This is a genomic window from Hymenobacter perfusus (assembly GCF_003944765.1).
Taxonomy (GTDB): Bacteria; Bacteroidota; Bacteroidia; order Cytophagales; family Hymenobacteraceae; genus Hymenobacter; species Hymenobacter perfusus.
Genome location: NZ_RWIU01000001.1, coordinates 1,210,161 through 1,231,209, shown reverse-complemented (window position 1 = coordinate 1,231,209; position 21,049 = coordinate 1,210,161). Strand labels below are relative to the sequence as shown.

The window sequence follows — 21,049 nt, the reverse complement described above, 5'->3', positions numbered from 1 at the left end:
GGCCCTGAAAACCGGCAACTGCTTACCAATCAGAAATTTCAGGAGGATACAACGGGTGCGAAAATTTCTGAAAATTTCTTTCCTGACGCTGTTGCTATTGCTGAGCGCCGCTTGGCTGGGCATTTGGCTGGGGCAGGACCGAATTATCAGCCTGTTCGTGGTCGGGCTCAACCGGCACCTGCAGGTACCGGTGCGGGCCAGTCGGCTGGAGGTGTCGGTGCTGGACCAGTTTCCGCGCCTCTCCGTAACGCTGCACGATGTGGTAATGCATGGTTCTCTGCCCCAAGATACCGTTCGGCTGGCCCGGGCGCGGCGGCTCTACTGCGCCTTCGATGCCTGGGACCTGCTGGCGGGCCGCTACCGGGTGCGCGCTATAACCCTGGCCGATGCCCGCGTGAATATTCGCCGCGACGCGCGCGGCGTGGGCAACTACCACATTCTGCGCCCCGATACCACCGCCCCAGCCGCTGAGGAACCGTTTGGGCTGGAGCTGGAAGGTATCCGGCTGGAACGGGTGCAGGCCGTGTATGAGGATGCCGGCCGGCAGCAGTATTTTGCGCTGCACACGCCCGACTTGGTAGCCTCCGTAGGCATTACCGATGCCCGGGTGTCCGTATCGGCCACCGGCGCGGCGTTGGTGCAAACCCTGCGTCTGGGCTCCGATGACTACTTCCGCGCCAAGCAGCTGCAGCTGCGTACCACGCTCACTGTCGACCGCCTCCGCCACGAGCTCACGCTGGAGCCTTCCGAAATAAGGGTGGGGCCGGCGGCCTACGCGGTGCAGGGCACCATCAACTACCAGGGGGCTACTCAACTAAACCTGCGGGCCACCGCTACCGGGGCCGATGTGCAGTCGGTGCTGGCGCTGCTGCCGCCCCGCCTGACGCGGCCGGTGGCGGGCTACCAGAGCCGGGGGCAGGTGTACTTCTCGGGCACTGTGCAAGGGGAATTATCGGCCCGGCAAAATCCGGCCGTGGCCGTGCAGTTTGGCTGCCGGGAGGCCTCGGTGTTTCACCCGCAGTACCGGCAAACCATTGACCATCTGCAGCTGACCGGCAGCTTCCGCAACGGCCCGGCCCACGCGGCTCGCACGGCCGTGCTGACTTTACAAAACGTGCGGGGGCAACTGGCCGGCCGATCCTTCGGGGGCGACCTGCGGCTGGAAAACCTGGCCGATCCGCAACTGGACTTGAACCTGCACGCCGACCTGGACGTGGCCCGGGTCGTGCGCTTTTTCCCGCTAACGGCCGTGCAAACTGCGCGGGGTGAGGCGCAGCTGCGCCTGCAGCTGCACGGGAAGCTGCGCGCTATCCGGCAGCAGCCCACGGCGCGGCAGGTGGCCGGCGAGCTGACGCTGCGCCACGTCACGCTCCGGCTGCGTGACTTCCGCCAGCCTTTCACCGACCTCAACGGCCGCCTGCTGCTCCAGGGCTCCGATGTGGCCGTGCCCGTCCTGAGCGGCCGGCTGGGCAACTCCGACTTCCGGGGGCGGGGCACACTGGGCAACGTGACGGCCTGGGCGTTGCGGCCGGAGCAGACGCTGCGCCTGCAAGCCACCCTGGCCGCCCATCTGCTCGATTTCAACCAGCTGCTGTACGTGTATCAGCCAACGGCCGGAACCAGCGGGTCGGGTGGGGGCGGGGCGGGAGCGGCCGGGCTGCGGGTGCCGGCCACGCTGGAGCTGAGCGTGCGGGCCGAGGCGCAGCAGGTGCGGTTCCGGCGGCTACGGGGGCGGCGGCTGCAGGGCACGGTCCGGCTCCAGAATCAGGTGTTCAGCTCCTCCGGGCTGAGTTTGCGGGCGGCGGGCGGCGCGGTGAGCGTGCGCGGCACCGTGGACGCCCGCCAGCCCCGGTTGCTGAAAGCCAGCACCGTGGCCAGCTGCCAGCAGCTACCGCTGGATAGCCTGTTTTACGTGTTCGAGGATTTCGGCCAGCAGTTTATCACGGCCCGGCACCTGCGCGGCCAGCTCACGGCCACCGCCGAATCGGATACCTACTTCGATGCCCACCTGAGTCCGCTCACCGACCGGCTGGAAGCCGAAGTAACGGCCACCATCCGCAACGGGGAGCTGCTCAATTTCGAGCCGATGCAGAAGCTCAGCATGGTGGCCAGCCGGGCCACGCTGCGGCATCTGCGGTTTGCCGAGCTGCACAACCGCCTCTACGTGCAAAGCCGCACCGTGTACCTGCCCGAAATGGATATCCGCTCCAACGTGCGCGCCGCCTCGCTCATCCGCGTAACCGGTACCCATACCTTCGATCAGCAGTTGGATTACCACGTGCAGATTCCGCTGCTGCCGGGGCTGCTGCCCCGCGTGCTTGCCCGCGCCGATGGCCCGGTGCTGCGCTTGGGCATCCGGGGCTCGGAAAGCGACTTTGCGGTGCGCTACGAAACCGGTTCCGCCCTGGCCCGGCCCGGCTCCGTGCCGCCGGCCCCTAACCGGCCGGTAACGGCTCCGGCGGCCGGCCCGGCCACCACCCCGCCCTGGTCCGCCGAACGGCCTTCCTTCGAGCTGAAAAAACCGGTGAAGAAACCAGCCCAGCCGCAGGTGGGAGAGTATTTCGAGTTCTGAGCCGAAACCGACGGGGCCGAAGTCCAACCCCAGGTCGAGAGCGTGCGTTAAGGACGCACAAGTATCACCCACCCTTTTCCTCCTCTCGTCATGGCCAATTCGCAATTACTCCAGAATTATTCCGATCAGGAAAAAGCCGCGTATCTCAGCGTTATTGCCAGCCTGGCCTCCGCCGACCGCGAAGCCTCGGCGGCTGAAATAGAGTTTTTGCAGCAGCTGGCCCACGAGGCCGGCCTCAGCGGCGGGGCTACCCAGCAGGTGCTGGGCTCGGCCAAAGACGCCACCAACGAAAGCATCAAAAGCAGCCTGGACGTGCTACGCGGCAGCGAGTTGCGCTTCTCCCTGGTAACCGACCTCATCAGCTTCGCCCGCGCCGATGGCGCATATGCTAACGACGAAGAGGCCATGATCAATAAAATAGCGGCTTACCTGGGCATCACGCCCCAGCAGACGCAAACCCTGAACCAAGTGGTAGACCAGGCCGCCAACGTACCCCACGATGCCTCCGACCCGGCCAAGCAAAGCTTCTTCGGTGGCATCACCGATAAGCTGGAAAGCGCCGGCATCCCCAAAGGTGCTCTGATGGCCGGTCTGCTGGGCGTGGTGGCCCCGATGGTTATTTCGAAGGTAATGGGCGGCCGTAACCAAAGCTCCGGCATGGGCGGTGGCATGATGAGCAGCGGCATGGGCGGCTTACTCGGCGGTGCTTCACAGAGCGGCATGGGTGGCCTGTTGGGCGGTTTGCTCGGCGGCGGACTGCTGAGCGGCGTGCTCGGGGGCGGCGGTCAGCAAACGGCTGGCTATCCGCAACAGGGCAGCCACGTAGGCGGCGGCGGCCTCGGCTCGTTGATGTCGATTCTGGGCGGCCTGGGCGGTCAGCCCAACTCCCAGCCCCGCAGCAGTGGCGGCGGTGGCCTCGGTGGCCTGATGAACGGCGGCATGGGCGGCTTGCTAGGCGGCCTGTTGGGCGGCCGGTAGAACGCTCTTTCACTGCGCTGCTTACGCGCAGGAGGCTGGCTATCCGGAAGGGTAGCCAGCCTTTTTTTGTGGCCATACCGCTGGAGTTGCGCATCTTGGGGCTTCTTTCAACAAGTCAGCTCCGACGCTTTTTACGTTACATGAGGCTACTGTTATTGTGTGTGTTCCTGACTTGCGGCGGAAGCGTGCGGGCTCAGCAAATCATTAAAACCCGCCTGCCACTGCGCTCCGTTACCCTGGCGTTAAACCAGGCGGAGTTGCAGCACCAAGGCACGGTAGCCCTGCCGGCCGGCCGCACGGTGGTAGTAGTGGAGGAGGTGGCGCGTATGTCGGCGGAAAGCATTCAGGTGGAAGCCTCCGATAACGCCGAGCTGATAGCGGTGGAACGGAAGGTTGAGCGGGGGCCGCAGAGTGCCGGGGGGCGCGACAGTATCACGCTGCTGGATAGCCGGGTGCGGCGGCTGGAGGCCGAGCTGAAGGGGCTGGAGGAAGAGAAAGCCTTTCTGCTGGCCAACCGCACCTTGCCCGCCGGCATGCAGGCCGGCTGGAGCAGTGAAGTGCAGAAGGGAGCCGCGCTGCTACGGACGCGTCTGCCGGATATCCAGACCCAAACGGAAACGCTGACCGCCCAGCGCGACCAGCTCAACCGCCAGCGGGAGCGGCTGCGCAACGGTCCGGGTGCAAATCCGCAGGTACACATTATTCTGAACTTGGCGCGCCCGGCTACGGTGCAGCTCACCCTGCGCTACACCGAGAGCAGCAGCAGCTGGGAGGCCATGCCGGAAATCAGAGTGCCGGAGTCGGGGCGGGAGTTACGGCTGCGCACCCGGGCCGAAGTGTACAACGGCTCCGGCCTGCCCTGGGCCAACGTGCGGCTGGCCATCAGGAATGAGGAGGTGGAAAACGACGTGACCCGCCCGGAGCTCACTACCTGGTCGATGAACTTCAAGCGTAGCCTGGGGGGCGAAGGCCGGGTGGATAAGTTTGTGGTGAAGGGTAAGGCGACCGGCAATACCACCGCCCCCGCAGAGCCCAGTAGTGCGTATGTGGTGCCGCAGTCCGTAAGCGTTGCCGCCGGCGAAACGTACCAGATTCAGCTGCCGGAGCAGGTGCTGCCGGCCCGCCCCGAATACCTGGCTATTCCCAAACTCTCCGATAAGGTGTATCTGCAAGCCAAAGTGAGCGGCTGGGACAAGCTGAATCTGCCCGTAGGGGAGCTGGAGACCAACGTATTTTACCAAGGCTCCTACGTGGGAACCACCGCAATAGACTCCCGCGCCTTCAACGACTCCCTGGAAATCAGCCTCGGTCACGACGACCAGATTGTGGTGAGCCGCACCAAAACCCTGGATTTCAACGGTAAGGCAGGCCTGGGCAGCCAGCAGATCAGCCGGGTAACGTATGAGCTTAACCTGCGCAACCGACATGCCCAACCCGTGCGGGTACGGGTGCTCGACCAGATTCCGGTGTCGCAGGAGCAGGATTTGCGCGTGAAGCTTGATGACGCCGGGGGAGCCCAGTTGGAGGAAGCCAACGGCCGGCTTACCTGGCTGGTCAACCTGGCCCCGGGAGCCAGCCAGCGGCTGCGGTTCACCTTCACGGTAGAATATCCCAAGGATAAAACCGTTGATTTTCAGCGCCCTCGCCGGGTGGCCAGCCCCAAGTTTCGGTAAGGATACCCGATGGGAGGGTGCAGTAAAAAGCTCCTGAAACGCGTGTTTCAGGAGCTTTTTATTTTTCGGCAGCAGGTGTGCCGCAGCCTATCAGGCCGGCAGCCCGTTTACCTGCACGATGGTGGTGCCGGTGCTGGCGAAGGTGCCGCCGGCCTGCTCCACGGTTTCTACCAGGCGGTAGTTCAGCTCCTCCTTCACCCGCAGGTATTCGTCGTAGTTGGTGGTTTCCACGAAGTACTGCACCGTTACCTCCTTGGCGGCGGGCGTGAGGGCGGCAAACTGCACCTGCACCTCTTTGTTCACCAGTGGGTTTTCCTCGATAGTACGCTTGGCGTCCTCCACAATGCGCAGCAGCTGCTGACTGCTGGTGGCGTGGCTCAAGGCCAGGGTGAAGCTCACGCGCCGGGCCGTGCGCAGCGAGAGGTTGTCCAAAGGCTTATCGATCATGCTTTTGTTGGGCACCGTTACGTAGCTTTTCTCGGCGGTGCGCAGGCGGGTGCTGCGGAAACCCACCTTTTCCACGGTGCCCGTTACGGGGCCAACCTCCACCAAGTCGCCCACGGCGAAGGGCCGGTCGAGGAAGATAGTAAACGAGGCAATCAGGTTTTCCAGGCTTTCCTTGGCCGCAAACGCCACGGCCAGCCCCCCAATGCCCAGGCCGCCAATGAGCGCCGTTACGTTCACCCCGAACACCCGGCTCAGCATCACCAGAAACGTGAGCGTGAGCACCAACACCTTCAGCAGGTCTTTGGCGAAGGGAATCAGCTGGTTGTTGAGCCGGGAGGTGGAATGCTCGGCCCGCCGCTGAAACACCAGCACCACAAAGTCGATAATGCGCAGCCCGATCCAGCCCATGCCCCCGAACACGGCCAGCTGAAACACCCGAAATAACAGCCGTTTCGCCCAAGGCTCGTTGCGGGTCAGCTCTGAGGTGCGGACTGGAAAATCGAGCACCTGAAACGCGAAGTAGGCCGTTATCAGGAAAATAACGATGGACAACGGCTGAATCAGCAGGGCCTGAAACTGCGCCTCGCTCACGCCCTCGGTCCGCTTGCGGATGAAGCGGAACACCAGCTTCGAGAGCAGCCGGGAAAGCAGCGTTTTGAACGCGTAGCCGAACAGCAGAATGCCCGCGCACCACAGGTACGCCGCCACGTTGTTGCCCAGAAAGCGGTAATGTAGAATCTCCTGGAGAGTCATAAAAGAAGGTGAGAAATGGGGTTGAATGCGCTGAATGTGAAAAATAAAAAGGTTTCGCCTGCATGGGCACATTCAACCCCATTCCTCACATCTGCCTCACATTCTCCTTACACCAGCTGCCGCAGGGCCATTTCGAACGACTTCTGGGCAATGCCGGTCGTAGCATCGCCCTGGTGGCGGGTGCGGGCCAGGGCCGCCCGGATGATGCGGGAGGTGTCCTGGAAGATGGCCTGGTCGGTGATTTCGGCGTTGGATTCCATCAGGTAGGCAAATACCCGGGCCATGCCGCAGTTGGCAATAAAGTCGGGGATGACGCTGGTGTGGGCGTCGGCAAACTCGCCGGTGGGGCCGAAGAAGATTTCCGGGTCCTGGAACGGCACGTTGGCCCCGCAGCTAATCACCTCCAGCCCGCCGGCCACCAGCTGCTCTACCTGCTGGCGCGTAACGAGGCGCGACGCTGCCGCCGGAATAAAGATTTCGGCCCCGCTGCTCCAGATGTGCTGGTTCACGTCCTCAAACGACAGCAGATTATCGGCCGCCAGGGCGTTGCCGTTGCGGTTCAGAAACAGCGCCCGGATTTCCTCCAGCGAGAAGCCTTCCTCCTTGATCAGGCCGCCGGCCCGGTCGATGATGCCGGTGATGCGCGCGCCCTGGCTGGCTAGGTAGTAGGCCGCCGCCGCACCCACGTTGCCCCAGCCCTGGATGATGGCGCGCTTGCCCTGCACGCTGCGGCCGCCCCACAGCTCGTAGTAATGGCGCACGGCCTCGGCCACGCCGTAACCCGTAATGAGGTCGGCCACGGTGTATTTGCGGCTCAGCTCGGGGGTGAAGGAGGCGTCTTCCAGCACCTTCACCACGCCCTGGCGCAGCTGGCCCAGCTTCTGAATCTTCTGGGGCTCGGTGGCGCGGTAGTGCCCGTTCACGATGCCCTCCTGCGGGTGCCACAGGCCGTAGTCCTCCGTAATCGGAATAACGTCGTGAATCTCATCCACGTTCAGGTCGCCGCCGGTGCCGTAGTAGGCTTTCAGCAGCGGAATAACGGCCTTGTACCAGCGCTCCAGCACGCCCCGCTTGCGCGGGTCCTGGGGGTCGAAGTTGATGCCCGATTTGGCCCCACCAATGGCCGGGCCCGACACGGTGAACTTCACCTCCATGGTTTTGGCCAGGCTTTCCACCTCGCGCTTGTCGAGGCCCTTGCGCATGCGGGTACCGCCGCCGGCCGCCCCGCCGCGCAGGGAGTTAATCACCACCCAGCCTTCAGCTTCGGTTTCTGAGTCTTTCCATTCAAAAACGATTTCAGGACGCTTGTTCTCAAACTTGGCCAGCAGGTCTTTCATGTAATGCAGCGGATGGGTGGGGTGGAAAATTTCGCGGGCAAAGGTACGCAGGGCCCGGCGGCAGCCGATACCTTATGCGCACAAACTCAATCCGGAAGCATCGGTGGGTTCGTATATCGCATAAATGCTATGCAAAGAAAAGCCCGGCCCAGGCGGGTGACAGAAGCAGCCCTTCTCCCCGCTGGTTTGTCCTTCGCCTCCATTGTTGCGTAGAAGCCCGTACGGATACAATTTCTGCCCTTTTTATAATTTTTTTTTGGCCCTGGTACGTTGGGAGGAACTTTGCGGACGTAGAATATCGTATTAAGGCTATTCCTGGATACCCACCCTCCGATACCACCGTTGTAACGACATATGAAACCATTGCTTTCAAGAGTAGAGTCCAAAAAGGTAGACAAGGCCGCCGCCATGCTCAAAGTGCTGGCCCACCCCAAACGCCTCGCCATTGTCGATCTGCTGGGCAAAGAGGAAAAGATGACCGTCACGGAAATCTACCGTTCTCTGGATCTGCCGCAGGCCATTGCCTCCCAGCACCTCATCACGCTCAAAGACCGGGGCATTCTGTCCTCGTTTAAAGTAGGTACCAAAATCTACTACTCCCTGTCCATTCCCAAGTTGCTCGATGTCATCGACTCGCTGGAGGACTGCTGCGACACGATGTAACAGCCACCGCGTTGCCGGGTGTCGTTGCCCAACCGCACAAAAAAGCCCTGCCGACGGATACGTCAGCAGGGCTTTTTTTATGTGGTTATCGGCTACTGAAGTTTACGCCACGTTGGGCTGGCGCTCCAAGTCGAACAAGTCGGTCAGTACATCGATGAGCTGATCGGCCTCGCCACGCTTGCAGGCGGCCTTGAGCTGGAGTACGGGCTGCTTGAGAATTTTCTGCATCAGCGAGCGGGTGATGTCGTCCACGCGCTTGGCTTCCTCGGGGCTCATCTTCTTCTGGTAGCGGTCCATTTCCTCCAGCCGAATCTGCTCCAGGGCGTTCTTGAGCTTCTGAATGGTGGGCGACACCATCATTTCCTTGCTCCAGTCCTGCAGGCCGGCCATGCTCTCCTCGATGATGGCGCGCACGTGCGGCACGGCGGCCAGGCGGCGTTCCAGCGCGGCCGAGGCCTTGCTCTGAATGGCATCGATGTTATACACCAGCACGCCGGGCACCTGCTCCACGTCGGCGGCAATGCTGCGCGGCACGGAGAGGTCGATGAAGAATTTGTAGCTCAGTACGTCGAGGTGGGCTACCAGCTCGCGGGTGAAGAACGGCTCGTCGCGGGCAATGCTGCTGATAATCACGTCGGCCTCGCGCAGGCCCTGCACCAGGTTTTCGAAGTCGATTACCTGCAGGCCGCACTCCTGGGCCAACTCATCGGCCTTGGAGCGAGTGCGGTTGCAGATGGTTACCTCGGAGAATACCTTGCTGTCGCCGAAGTGGCGGCATACATCGGCCCCGATTTCGCCCAGCCCGACTACCAGCACGCGCGGGTTGGCAATGTCGCCGGTCAGTTCCTCCACCAGCTCCAGGGCGGCGTAGGACGTGGAAGCGGCACCGTCGCGGAAGGAGGTTTCCTGCTGAACGCGCTTATTGGTGAAGAATACGGTGTGCAGCAAACGGTGCAGGAAGGGGCCGGCGGCATCCTCATCGGCCGACCACTGGTAGGCCTGCTTTACCTGGTTGCTGATCTGCAGGTCGCCCACCACCTGAGCATCGAGGCCCATGGCTACCTCGAAGAGGTGGCGCACGGCGTCGGTCTGCTGGTCCAGCACGTCGAAATAGGGAAAATACTCCGCCACGTCCGCCAGACCTTTCAGCTGGCCCAGGGCCTCAATAATGGCCGGGCTCTGGTCGCGCTCGGCGGAGTAATACACTTCCGTCCGGTTGCAGGTACTCAGCACCAGCAGGTCCTGGAGGCCCAGCTGCTGATGCAGGGTGTGTAAGAAACGCCGACAGGCAGCCTCATCCAACGCAATCAGCTCCCGAATAGGGAGCGGTGCTTTTTTGAAGGAAAGACTAAGGGCCTTGAATGAATGGAGCATAGCTGGTGCTAGTGCGAAAATCAGGGGGCAAAAATACGCTACAAATTGCTAGGGTAAAAACAGTTGATACCGGCCCAGGGTTCGGGCGGAGCGTAAATTAGGGCGGAAACCCGGTTTGCGCCGGTTAACAGGTGATTATGCGGGCCAAAACGGACGAAAATCATTCGCCGTGCGTTACCGGCGCGGGTCCTGGCGGGGGCGGAACCGTATCTTCGCCGGGGCCTTGGCCGTATCCGGCCTGCCCCTCATCCGTTCCGCTGCGCCCGTGCTACCCATTCCCATCTACGACCAGAAGTCCCGCATCAAGCTTGTTATTGTGGCCGTGGCCCTGCTGATTGGGGCAGCCACCGTTATCTACACCAACGTGCTGGTGCAGCGCCTCTCGGAGCGGGAACAGGAGCAGATTGACCTCTACGCCAAAACCCAGCGCTACATCATCAACACCGAGGAAACCTCGAATCTGTCGTTTCTGATGGATGAGATTATCGGGGCCAACACCACCATTCCGGTGATTGTGACGGACGGGGACGGCAACATCATCGATGCCCGCAACGTGAACGTGCCCAAGGGCGGCTCGGAGGAGGCCTCCATCCGGCTGCTGCGCCGGGAAATCGAGCTGATGAAGGAGCAGCACCCGCCCATCGTCATCGAAATCGGGGCCGGAATGCGCAACTTCCTGTATTATAAGGAGTCGGATTTGCTGACGCAGCTGCGGTACTACCCGCTGGTGCAGCTGGCCATCATTGGGTGCCTGGCGGTTATTGCCTACTTCGCGTTCAGCTACTCCCGCCGCGCCGAGCAAAACCGGGTGTGGGTGGGCCTTGCCAAGGAAACGGCCCACCAACTGGGTACGCCTTTGAGCAGCCTGGTAGGCTGGCAGGCCTACCTGCGTGAGTCGGAGCGGTTTAAGGACGAGCCGATTGTGGAGGAGCTGGGCAAGGACATCCGGCGGCTGGAAATCATTACCGAGCGGTTCAGCAACATCGGCTCGGTGCCGGTGCTCAACGACGAAAACATCCTGCGCGTGACCCAGAACGCCATCAGCTACCTGCAAAGCCGGGTGTCGCGGAAGGTGACCTTCGAAGTGAAAACCGATCTGCCCACCGACACGCCCGCCCAGGTCAACATTCCGCTGTTCGATTGGGTCATCGAAAACATCTGCAAAAACGCGGTGGATGCCATGGATGGCCGGGGCAGCATCACCATTCACCTGCGCCGTCCCATCCGCAACAAGTCCCAGATTGCCATCGACATCACCGATACCGGCAAGGGCATTCCGAAAAGCAAGATGGAACGGGTGTTTATGCCCGGCTACACCACCAAGAAGCGGGGCTGGGGGCTGGGCTTGGCCCTGGCCAAGCGCATCATCGAGAACTACCACAAGGGCCGCCTCTTCGTGAAGTGGAGTGAGCCCGGCCGCGGCACCACCTTCCGGGTGATTTTGAATGGGTAGAGGTGGCAAGAAGTGAAAAAAGGAACGTCATTCTGAGCGAAGGCGCAGCCGCAGTCGAAGATTCTCTACCGCTTCGTTGGGTTACTACTACTACTACCTCAGCACGCGAGATTCTTCGACTACGGCTTCGCCTTCGCTCAGAATGACGTTCTTTTTCTCACTGTCTTACTTCTCTTTCCCCCGGTTCGTGAGCTCCACGTAGCTGTTGCCCTGTACAGGGCGGCCGTGGTGGGTGCCTTCGACCCGGCACATGCCTTCCCAGTAGTGCATTTTGATACCGGCGAACAGCTTGAGCGTAAGTTCCTGGTCGGCTACCAGCGGGGTAATGGTGAGGTCGTACTCCTGGCTGGGGATGCGCAGGCGCCACTTGCTGGGGTAGCGCAGCTTGGAGTGGGGGCTGGTCCAGTAATCAACCACTTCGAGCTGGAAGTCATCCGCTTTCAGATCTACGTTCTGGCTGGGGCCGCTGTAGGTGCCGCCGCTCACGGTGCGGCTGGAGTTGCGGTCAAACAGCAGGTAGGTCATAATGTCGTGGCGGGTGGGCATGGGGGCCGGGCCGGATGAGGGGCCGGCCTGGGCGGTGGCCGCCGGGTCGATTTCATCGAGTTGCAGGGAAAACCAGTCCCAGCCGATGCCTTTGTCGGTCACGCTGTTGCAGTTCCATTGCCGGTCATACCACAGCTCGCCCTCCACCTCGTGCACCTGGCCGTTTACTTCCAGCGTGCCGGTGGCCGTGAGGCGGGGGTAGCTGTAGTAGCCGGCCTGGGCCACGTCGCCGTAGTTTTCGTAGCCGGTGCCGCTGTGCAGCAATACGGGTTTGGCGGGCACGGTGCGCAAATCGAGGGCGTGGCCCTGGTGGGCGGCCATGCGGCCCTGCAAGTGGTAGCGGCCCTCCTGCCCGTCGAGGGTCCAGGTCTGGTCCTTTTTCTCGGCGTGCAGGCTGAGCGGCAACTTCGGTTCCAGCAGCTGCGGCAGGCGCTGCACCTTGTAGTCGTAGCGGAACTGCTTGGCTTGCGGGTCGGTGAGGGCGAAGTTGACCATCTGCCAGTCGCGCTTCCCGTTCAGGTTGAAGTGGAAAAACACGTACTCTACCCCGAACTGCTCGCCGGTTTTCCGGTCGCGCAGGTGGCCGGTGAAGTACCACCATTCCAGTGAGTTTTGCTTGTGTACAGCCTCCTCCTGGGGCAGCTGAGCCCGCTCCGTGAACACGTCGAATTTGTTGGTCGGCTTCAGGGCGCAGCCCGCGGCCGTGAATAGCAGGAAAGCAGCCAGCAGTAAATTCTTCATACTGCCGGAATAAGGGTTTCGGGGGGTGAAAGGTTTGGTGGTGGGCCGGTTTAATGCTGCCGAGTCAGCCGCGTCAGCCGCTGCCACAGGCCACGGGGAGTGTAGCAGGCGCTGAAGCTTAGACCGCCCTTTACATCTGTATCAAGCTGAATTGCAATGCTACCAGGTTTAGTGAGTAATGACCCGAGTTTATGCTCCTCACTAATAAAGCCGACAGTTGTAAAAAGTACCAACTGTTCGTAGTCAACAGAATCGGGGAGGGGCAGCTCAAACGTTCCATCCGAATTGGTGGAAACCCCAATAGTAGTACCCTTCAGCAGCACCGTAACGCCCGGCAGCCCTTCGCCGCTACCCGCATACGTCACCCGGCCCCGGATGATACGGTCAGCGGCAGTTGCCGTCGATACTGCCGCTTCGCTCGGCAGCTGCCGCTGCTCCTGCGGCGCGGTAGACTTGGTTTGCGCTCCGGCCGGCCCGGCCACGCCCAGCCCCAGCACCGCCAGCGCGGCGGCCAGCCAGCGGCGCGAAACTGGCGCGTCTGCCGTGACCCGCAGCGGGCGGCTTAGCTGCTCCGCCCGAAATCGGCCGCAGCTTCGGCCGTTGGTTTGGCTGAGGTAGGCTACCACTTCGGCATCGGTCAGGCGAGTAAAATCGACCACCACCTTGTCACAGGCGGCGCAGTGGCGGCCCTGGGCCGCGGGTGTCATGGCGGCCCAGCTCTCGTGGCAGGGCTGGGGGATGGTGACGGTGAAACGTGCGGGCATGGCAGTAGCGTGAGGTTCGGGTAGTCTGATGCCAGGCTGGGCCGGATTCCACACGCTTTCGGCAGAATTTTAGATTATCGTGGAAGCTCGTACTGTGATAAATTGGGTGGCGGTGGCGGTGGGGCCAAATGCATAATGCGGGACATAACGGCCGGGGAGTAGTTTTCCTGAAGCTCCAGAATCGGCTGACCAATCATGGGGCCTGGGTTGCGTAGCTGGATTACAGCAGGTGCATCCTCTTCCGCAGCGAAATAGCGGGGAATATATAAACCGGGCTCCGGGTCGTTGGGAGTCAGATGATCCGGCATGGGCTGGGCGGCTACCAGTTGGGTGCCGCGTAACGACCTGGGAAGTAGAAGGGTAAAGGTGCCATCCGCATTGGTACGGGTGTGCAAGGAAGTGTCCTGTTCGCTGATAATAATGGCTCGCGCCAGCGGCTGACCACTTCCTTTATCCACTACCTTACCATGTACCAGAATAGAGTCCTGGTGGTGTACGAGCGTCTCTTTAGCCAGTAACTCCGGGCTCATTGTGGAGTTGGTTGACGGGCTCGTTTCGCAGGAGGATAGAGCAAGTACAGCCGCCGCCAGCCAAGGAGCCCAGTTGGAAAGTGGATTGATCTGCTCGGGCTTGAATCGGCCGCAAGCTTCGGGGTGGCGTTGCAGGTACGCCGTGGCTTCTGCCGTATTCATACTGCTGAAATCGACTACCACTTTGTTGCAGGCGGCGCAGTGACGGCCGCCGGGGGCAGCCGTCATATCGGCCCAGCAGGCCGGGCAGGGCGCGGGGATAGAAATGCGGGAAGTCATAGCGGGAAGGATAACGGTAGCAGCCGGAAGATAGGGCAGCAGCAGGGAGAACGTGCAGCCGCCCGCCATTATTCTGTATCTTTTGCCCCCTGAAGTAGCCGGCTGCCGCCCGCTGCCCGCTGGGGCCGTGCGGCTTCGGGCTACTTCAGGTTTCCCTTTCTACCCTCTCACGCCCGATTTTGTCAACCCCCCTGCCTCCCTCGCGCCTCAGCGGCCTGTTTCGCCGCAAAAGCCTCGACGACATTCTGCACAACCCGCCCGCCGACGCGGAAGGCCACGGCGGCCCCGCCGGCGGCCTGGAGCGCCACCTCACCGTCCGCGACCTGACGTCGCTGGGTATTGCGGCCGTTATCGGGGCCGGCATATTCAGCACCATCGGCAACGCCTCCCACGATGGCGGCCCGGCCGTGTCACTGCTGTTCGTGTTTACGGCTATTGCCTGCGCTTTCTCGGCATTGTGCTACGCCCAGTTCGCGGCTACTATTCCCGTCAGTGGCTCGGCCTACACGTACGCCTACGCCTCCTTTGGGGAGCTCACGGCCTGGATTATCGGCTGGGCGTTGATTATGGAGTACGCGGTGGGCAACATCGTGGTGGCCATTTCGTGGTCGGATTACTTTACCGGACTACTGAGCGGAGTGGGCGTCAACGTGCCCATCTGGCTGACGATGGGCATGCAGAGTGCCCACAAGTACTACAACGAGGTGCTGGCTTTGATGCAGGCCGGCAAACCGCTGAGCGAAGCCTCGGCGGCCCAGCTGGAAGGCTACAAAGCCTGGAGCGCGGCTCCCGAACTGGGGGGCGGGCTGCGGCTGGTGCTGGATCTGCCGGCCGGACTTATTACGCTGGCTATTACGGCGTTGGTGTACGTGGGTATCAAGGAAAGCAAGAACGCCAGCAACCTGCTGGTGGCCCTGAAGCTGGTGGTAGTGGCCGTGGTGATTCTGGTGGGCGCGTTCTACGTGCAGCCCGAAAACTGGAGCCCCTTCGCCCCCAACGGCATTGGCGGCGTGCTGAAAGGCGTGTCGGCGGTGTTCTTCGCTTACATCGGTTTCGATGCCATTTCGACGACGGCTGAGGAGTGCAAAAACCCCCAGCGCGACCTGCCCCGGGCCATGATTTACGCCCTCATCATCTGCACCATTCTGTACGTGATTATCACCCTGATCCTCACGGGCATGGTGAACTATAAGGAGCTGGCCGTGGGCGACCCCCTGGCCTACGTGTTCAACAAAGTGGGCGTGAAGTGGCTGGGCGGCGTGGTGGCCGTGTCGGCGGTGCTGGCTATGGCCTCGGTGCTGCTGGTGTTCCAGATTGGGCAGCCCCGCATCTGGATGACCATGAGCCGCGACGGACTGTTGCCGCCGGTATTCTCCCGGGTACATCCCAAGTTTCACACGCCTTCGTTCAGCACCATCGTCACGGGCTTCTTCGTGGGCGTGCCGGCCATGCTGCTGAACATGGACCTGGTAATTGACCTGACGAGTATCGGGACGCTGTTTGCATTTGCGCTGGTGTGCGGCGGCATCCTCATCATCGACCCCCACGGCCAGAGCAATGCCCGCTTCAAGGTGCCCTACATCAACGGGCAGTTTCTGGTGCCGCTGCTGATGGTGGTGGGCGTGGTACTGCTGTTTATGTACAACCAGGCCGGTATTCAGGAATTCACCCAGGCCCTGGGCAGCTACGAGGAAGGCCGCCACTACATCCCGATGCTGGTGTTCTTCGGCTTCTGCCTGGGCCTGGCCTGGCTCTCGTTCCGCAAAAAACTGAGTTTGCTGCCCACCCTGGGCCTGCTCACCAACCTCTACCTGATGACCCAGCTGGGCATCAATAACTGGCTGCTGTTCTTCGGCTGGCTGGTTATCGGCTTGGCTTTGTACTTTAATTACGGCTTCAAGCACAGCAAGCTGGGCCTGAAGAAGGCAACGCTGAGTCGGTAGAAGAACTGGTTTTGCCATGATAAGGCCCCGGTTGCTCCCGTAGCAGTCGGGGCCTTTTCTGTGAGGAAATGCCGGCTAGAAACCGGCTTGTGCAGAATAGCCGGCGCCGTAAATTGGCCCTTGTTGTGTGTTTTTTAGCCTATCAGATCAATCATATGGAGCCTGATTCTAGTCTATCCGACCAGCCGGACCCAACCGGGCCAGTGCCTGCCGCCGCCCTCGCCGCCCGGCTGGAGGCTTCCCGCCAGGAATTGCTGGACCTGGGTCTGCGCAACCCGCTGCTCAACTTCCGCCTTTCCAAAGCTCAGGGCGTGGCCGTAGTGCAGGAAGCAGCGGCGGCGGTGTACGACGTGCTGGTGCGCCAGGGCAAAACCATGTACTTCCAGGCCGCACCGGAACCTGGGCGAAACGCAGTTGACCCCTCCGTTGCGGATACGGCCGTAATCGTCTCTCCCGAACTCACCGAAGCCGAGCGGCAGGCCCTGCTTACCGACAACAAGCTGCAAACCGCCGAACCGCTGGCCCGCCTGGAAAGCCGCTTGCTGAACACCTACTACACCGCCCGCACCAGTCTGGAAGAGCAGGGCGTGAACATTCTGTATCTGGCCCTGGGCATGCTGGGCTGGTACGAGGCCGACAGCGCTGAGGAAGCCCGGCAGGCCCCGCTGGTGCTGGTGCCGGTACTGTTGGAGCGCGGCACCGCTGCCGAGCGGTTTAAGCTGCGCCACACCGGAGCCGAGACCGAAAGCAACCTGAGTCTGCAGGCCAAGCTGAAAGCTGGCTTCGGCCTGGCGCTGCCGCTGCTGGAGGAGGAAATGCCCCTAGCCGACTATTACGCGGCCGTAGCGGCCACCGTGGCCGGTTTCCCGCGCTGGGAGGTAGCGCCCGACAGCATGGCCTTGGGATTCTTCTCCTTCGGCAAATTCCTGCTCTACCGTGACCTGGACCCCGCCACCTGGCCCGCCGACAGTCCGCTGCTTACCCATCCCGCCATCGAGGCCCTGCTGGGGCCGGATACCGGCTTCCGCGACGCGGCCCCGACGGTAGGCGACACGGCTTTTCTGGATACCGAAAGCACTGCCCATGAGCTGCACCAAGTGTTGGATGCCGATTCTTCGCAGCTGCTGGCTTTGCTGGCGGTGCAGGAAGGCCGCAACCTGGTGGTGCAGGGCCCCCCCGGTACCGGTAAGTCGCAGACCATTGCCAACCTGCTGGCGGAGGCTATTGGGGCCGGGAAGAAGGTGCTGTTTGTGGCCGAAAAGATGGCCGCGCTGGAAGTGGTAAAGCGCCGCCTCGATGCCCTGGGTCTGGGCGCGGCCTGCCTGGAGCTGCACAGCCACAAAACCAATAAAAAAGCCCTGCACGACGAGCTGCGCCATACCCTGGGCCTCGGCCGCCCCGCCTTGGCCACCAGCGTGAAAGACCAGCTCACCCAGCTGCCCCGCTACCGCCAGACCCTCAACGACTACGCCCTGGCCGTGAATGCGCCCATCGGCCGCAGCCGCCGCACCGCCCAACAAGTGTCCGGCGAGCTGCTGCGCTTGGCCGAAGAGCGGGGAGCGGTAGATCTGCCGCGCATCCCCTTTTCCAATCTGGCCGTCTGGACCGATGCCGACGCGGCCCACGCCGAAGCATCAGCGACGCGCCTGCAGGCTACGCTGCAGAAAACCGGACCCCCCAGGCACCTGCTTTTCTGGGGCAGCGAGTTGACGGTCGTATTACCCGCTGACCAGGCCAGCCTCACCGCCCAGCTGGCCACGGCTCAGGCCGCCGTGCAGGCGCTGCAAGCCCAGGCTGCTGCCCTGGCCGCGCACCTGGGCCTGGCAGTTCCGGCTGACCGTGTCGCCGCCGAAAAGCTCCTGCCCGCCGCCCGCCACATCCAGCTGGCACCGTCCCTGAGCGGCGCGGCCGTGACAGATGCAGCATGGGCGCCGCCCGCCAACCGCCTGACCGAGATGCTGCAAGCCGGCACTGCCTACACGGCTCTGCATCAATTGCATGATGCTACGCTGCTACCCGAAGCCTGGGACCAGCAGCTGCTCCTGGAGCGGTCCGCCCTCCTCTCGTACGGCGGCAAATGGTGGAATTTCCTGAGTGCCGACTACCGCCGCGCCCGCCAGCGCCTGCAAAGCCTATGGCGCGGCCCACTGCCCAAAGAGGCCGCAAAACTGCTGCCCGTCATCGACGCCATCCACGAAGCCGCCCGCCACCACCAGACCCTGACCGAAGCTGACGCCTGGGCCAGTTCCCTGTTCGGCCCCGCCTGGCAGGGCCCGCGCTCCGGTTGGCCGGCGTTGACCAAAACCCAGGAATACCTGACCCTGACCCACCAGCGCATCAGCCGGGGCGAATTGCCCAGGGAGTTGCTGGGATATTTAGCCGCTAACCAATCGTCGGGCTCCTCCTCTTCCTTTGAGGAAAGAGGGGCGTACGGTGAAGTCCACCGCCCGCACGACCTCACCGGCCAGTTATCCACCCTCGAAACAGCCCTTGCCCAGCACCGCGCCGCCCTTCAGACTGTCATAGACAGTCTGCAGCTCAACGAAGCGCGTCGGTTCGGGTCGGAGGGCCGGTTGCAGTTTCATTCATTTGATAATCAGCAGCAAATCCTGGCTGCCTGGGCCGCCGACGTACCTGCCCTGCGTCTGATGACGGAGTGGAATAACGTGGCCGTCAGCGTGCAGCAGGAGCAGCTGCCGGAGTTGCTTCTGTTGGCCGAAACCTGGCCCGAGGCTCCCCGACTTCTGGCTGCCGCCGTGCGCCAGACGTGGCTGGAGTACCTGCAGCGCCAAGCCTACGAGCAGCACCCGGCCCTGCGGCAGTTTGAGCGGGCCAGCCACGAGGAGCTAGTCGCCCGTTTTCGTCAGGCCGACCAGGACTCGCTTTACCACAACCGCATCCGGGCCCTGCGCCGCCACCACGACGGGCTACCTCATCCGCAGGCTGGCGGGCAGCTGCTCATCCTCAAAAACGAATTTGCCAAAAAAGCCCGCCACAAGCCTCTGCGCCGCCTGATGGCGGAAGCCGGGCGGGCCATTCAGGCCATCAAGCCGGTGTTTATGATGTCGCCGCTGTCGGTGGCGGGCTACCTGCCGCCGGGTGCGGTGGAGTTTGATCTGGTGGTCTTCGATGAAGCCTCACAGGTGAAGCCAGTGGATGCGCTGGGGGCTATTGCGCGGGGCCGGCAGCTGGTGGTGGTCGGCGACTCCAAGCAGCTGCCGCCCACCTCATTCTTCGACTCCCTGACCGGTGCGGGGGAGGAGGCCGACGAGGAAAACGTAACGGCCGACATCCAGAGTATTCTGGAGTTGTGCAAGGCCCGCCAGATGCCCGAGCGGATGCTGCGCTGGCACTACCGCAGTCTGCACCAGTCGCTCATTGCGGCCTCCAACCACCTGTTTTACGACGATAAGCTGGTGATTTTCCCCAGTCCCGGCGGGCAGGAGCAGCTGGGGCTGGTGTATCATCAGTTGCCCGCAACCTACTACGAGCGAGGCACTACGCGCACCAATCCGCTGGAAGCGCAGGCCGTGGCCGAGGCCGTGATGCACCACGCCCGTACCACGCCGCGCCTCACCCTGGGCGTGGTGGCCTTCAGTACGGCCCAGCGCCAAGCCATTCAGGACGCGCTGGAAAAGCTGCGCCGCCCGCACCCGGAAACAGAGTCGTTTTTCAACCGCCACCCGCACGAGCCGTTCTTCATTAAGAACCTGGAAAACGTGCAGGGTGACGAACGGGACGTGATTCTTATCAGCATTGGCTACGGCCGCACCAAGGACGGCTACCTCACCATGAGCTTCGGGCCGCTGAACGGGGAGGGCGGGGAACGGCGCCTCAACGTGCTCATCACGAGGGCCAAGCAGCGCTGCGAAGTCTTTACCAACCTCACGGCCGACGACCTGGACCTCAGCCGGACCCGCGCCAAGGGCGTGGCGGCGCTCAAAACCTTCCTGGGCTTCGCCCAGCACGGCCGCCTGAACCAGAACGAGGAAACCGGCCGCGCCATGGAGTCGCCCTTTGAGGAGGTGGTGTATCGGGCCCTCACGGCGCGGGGCTACGTGGTGCGCCCTCAAATCGGCAGTCAGGGCTTTTACATTGATTTGGCCGTGGTGGACCCCGACCAGCCCGGCCGCTACGTGCTGGGCATTGAGTGCGACGGAGCCATGTACCATTCGGCCCGCTCGGCGCGGGACCGGGACCGGCTGCGCCAGCAGGTGCTGGAGGCCGTGGGCTGGCGCCTGCACCGCATCTGGAGCACCGACTGGTTCCGGGATCCGGCGCGCGAAACGCAGCGCGCTGTGCAGGCCATCGAAGAAGCCCGCCGCCGCGCCGCCCAGAATGACCCCAACGAGCCGGTAGAACCGGGAGATGCTGCGGAAACGGCTGACATTGAGCGAGAAGAGTTGCCGGCCGCCACCCAGGCACTAGCCGAGCCTTATCAGGTGGCGCAGCTGCCGGCCGCCGTGGGCCACCGGGAGCTGCACCAGCACGGTCTGGGCCAACTCGCCAACTGGCTCACCCAGATTGTCCGCATTGAAAGCCCGGTTCATCTGGATGAGGCCACCCGTCGGCTGGGTCAGGCCAGCGGGGCCACGCAGGTAGGGGCCCGCATGCGCAAAGCCGGCCGCGACGCGGCGCTGCTGGCTGCCAACTTGCGCCACCTGCGCCAGCAGGGCGAGTTTCTGTGGGACATTACTATGCACCAGCCGCCCCTGCGCGACCGAAGCCAGCTGCCGGCCATTTCCCGCAGGCTGACTTTTGTGGCTCCCGAGGAGCTGGCCCGCGCCCTGCGTACGGTAGTGGAGCAAAGCTTTGCCCTGCCCCGAGAAGCCGTGTTCCTGCCCGCCGTGCGCCTGCTTGGCTTCAGCCGGTTATCGGACGATATGCGCCAGCAACTGGATGCGGTGCTGGCCGGTTTACTGGCAAGCGGGGAGGTAATGGAAGTGAATGGCGTGCTGAAACCGGCCGGCTAGAACAGCTCCGCGGCCTCCGCGTT

At 62.7% G+C, this 21,049-nt stretch carries 13 protein-coding genes; 7 read left to right on the top strand and 6 right to left on the bottom strand.

Annotation, left to right across the window (positions count from 1 at the left end; all coding sequences use genetic code 11):
* Window positions 1-55: 55 nt before the first annotated feature.
* The 3 genes from EI293_RS05215 (at window position 56) to EI293_RS05205 (ending at window position 5,223) form a co-directional block, all read left to right on the top strand.
* Window positions 56-2,572 carry an AsmA-like C-terminal region-containing protein gene (locus EI293_RS05215; RefSeq protein WP_125436063.1) on the top strand — a complete coding sequence of 839 codons (2,517 nt, stop codon included), beginning with the start codon at window positions 56-58 and terminating at the stop codon, window positions 2,570-2,572.
* A gap of 90 nt (window positions 2,573-2,662) precedes the next feature.
* On the top strand, window positions 2,663-3,550 hold the full coding sequence (locus EI293_RS05210) for a TerB family tellurite resistance protein (protein WP_125436062.1): 888 nt from the start codon (window positions 2,663-2,665) through the stop codon (window positions 3,548-3,550).
* Between the two features lie 161 nt (window positions 3,551-3,711).
* Window positions 3,712-5,223 (top strand): DUF4139 domain-containing protein, encoded by a 1,512-nt coding sequence (locus tag EI293_RS05205; RefSeq protein WP_170170251.1) that lies wholly within the window; start codon window positions 3,712-3,714, stop codon window positions 5,221-5,223.
* 90 nt (window positions 5,224-5,313) lie between these two features.
* Here EI293_RS05205 and EI293_RS05200 read toward each other — a convergent pair whose 3' ends face one another.
* Together EI293_RS05200 and EI293_RS05195 are read right to left on the bottom strand one after the other, a co-directional pair.
* Entirely contained in the window at window positions 5,314-6,423 is a 1,110-nt protein-coding gene (locus EI293_RS05200; protein WP_170170250.1) for a mechanosensitive ion channel family protein, read from the bottom strand.
* Between the two features lie 107 nt (window positions 6,424-6,530).
* On the bottom strand, window positions 6,531-7,760 hold the full coding sequence (locus tag EI293_RS05195) for a Glu/Leu/Phe/Val dehydrogenase dimerization domain-containing protein (RefSeq protein ID WP_125436059.1): 1,230 nt from the start codon (window positions 7,758-7,760) through the stop codon (window positions 6,531-6,533).
* A gap of 354 nt (window positions 7,761-8,114) precedes the next feature.
* On the opposite strand from EI293_RS05195, the gene EI293_RS05190 reads away from it, so the two are divergent.
* Window positions 8,115-8,423: an ArsR/SmtB family transcription factor gene (locus EI293_RS05190; protein ID WP_044003755.1), complete on the top strand. Its 309-nt coding sequence runs from the start codon at window positions 8,115-8,117 to the stop codon at window positions 8,421-8,423.
* Window positions 8,424-8,525: 102 nt separating this feature from the next.
* On the opposite strand, the gene hemA is transcribed toward EI293_RS05190, so the two are convergent.
* On the bottom strand, window positions 8,526-9,797 hold the full coding sequence (hemA, locus tag EI293_RS05185; protein ID WP_125436058.1) for a glutamyl-tRNA reductase: 1,272 nt from the start codon (window positions 9,795-9,797) through the stop codon (window positions 8,526-8,528).
* A gap of 223 nt (window positions 9,798-10,020) precedes the next feature.
* On the opposite strand from hemA, the gene EI293_RS05180 reads away from it, so the two are divergent.
* Window positions 10,021-11,250 carry an ATP-binding protein gene (locus EI293_RS05180; protein WP_246010534.1) on the top strand — a complete coding sequence of 410 codons (1,230 nt, stop codon included), beginning with the start codon at window positions 10,021-10,023 and terminating at the stop codon, window positions 11,248-11,250.
* A gap of 165 nt (window positions 11,251-11,415) precedes the next feature.
* Here the strand turns inward: EI293_RS05180 and EI293_RS05175 are convergent, their stop codons facing one another.
* The 3 genes from EI293_RS05175 to EI293_RS05165 form a co-directional block, all read right to left on the bottom strand.
* Window positions 11,416-12,537 (bottom strand): lipocalin-like domain-containing protein, encoded by a 1,122-nt coding sequence (locus EI293_RS05175; RefSeq protein ID WP_125436057.1) that lies wholly within the window; start codon window positions 12,535-12,537, stop codon window positions 11,416-11,418.
* Window positions 12,538-12,587: 50 nt separating this feature from the next.
* Window positions 12,588-13,301, bottom strand: coding sequence for a carboxypeptidase-like regulatory domain-containing protein (locus EI293_RS05170; protein ID WP_125436056.1), 714 nt, complete (start codon window positions 13,299-13,301; stop codon window positions 12,588-12,590).
* Between the two features lie 74 nt (window positions 13,302-13,375).
* Window positions 13,376-14,110, bottom strand: coding sequence for a peptidase associated/transthyretin-like domain-containing protein (locus EI293_RS05165; RefSeq protein WP_125436055.1), 735 nt, complete (start codon window positions 14,108-14,110; stop codon window positions 13,376-13,378).
* A gap of 179 nt (window positions 14,111-14,289) precedes the next feature.
* On the opposite strand from EI293_RS05165, the gene EI293_RS05160 reads away from it, so the two are divergent.
* The gene (locus tag EI293_RS05160) at window positions 14,290-16,053 is read left to right on the top strand and encodes an amino acid permease (RefSeq protein WP_246010533.1); all 1,764 of its coding nucleotides are present in this window, start codon (window positions 14,290-14,292) and stop codon (window positions 16,051-16,053) included.
* 155 nt (window positions 16,054-16,208) lie between these two features.
* Window positions 16,209-21,026: a DUF3320 domain-containing protein gene (locus EI293_RS05155; RefSeq protein WP_125436054.1), complete on the top strand. Its 4,818-nt coding sequence runs from the start codon at window positions 16,209-16,211 to the stop codon at window positions 21,024-21,026.
* Window positions 21,027-21,049: the final 23 nt, after the last annotated feature.

Coding starts and splice junctions, on each gene's coding strand:
- EI293_RS05175 (WP_125436057.1), bottom strand. CDS start 12,537: ATGAAGAATTTACTGCTGGCTGCTTTCCTGCTATTCACGGCCGCGGGC.
- EI293_RS05200 (WP_170170250.1), bottom strand. CDS start 6,423: ATGACTCTCCAGGAGATTCTACATTACCGCTTTCTGGGCAACAACGTG.
- EI293_RS05155 (WP_125436054.1), top strand. CDS start 16,209: ATGGAGCCTGATTCTAGTCTATCCGACCAGCCGGACCCAACCGGGCCA.
- EI293_RS05165 (WP_125436055.1), bottom strand. CDS start 14,110: ATGACTTCCCGCATTTCTATCCCCGCGCCCTGCCCGGCCTGCTGGGCC.
- EI293_RS05170 (WP_125436056.1), bottom strand. CDS start 13,301: ATGCCCGCACGTTTCACCGTCACCATCCCCCAGCCCTGCCACGAGAGC.
- EI293_RS05190 (WP_044003755.1), top strand. CDS start 8,115: ATGAAACCATTGCTTTCAAGAGTAGAGTCCAAAAAGGTAGACAAGGCC.
- EI293_RS05210 (WP_125436062.1), top strand. CDS start 2,663: ATGGCCAATTCGCAATTACTCCAGAATTATTCCGATCAGGAAAAAGCC.
- EI293_RS05195 (WP_125436059.1), bottom strand. CDS start 7,760: ATGAAAGACCTGCTGGCCAAGTTTGAGAACAAGCGTCCTGAAATCGTT.
- hemA (WP_125436058.1), bottom strand. CDS start 9,797: ATGCTCCATTCATTCAAGGCCCTTAGTCTTTCCTTCAAAAAAGCACCG.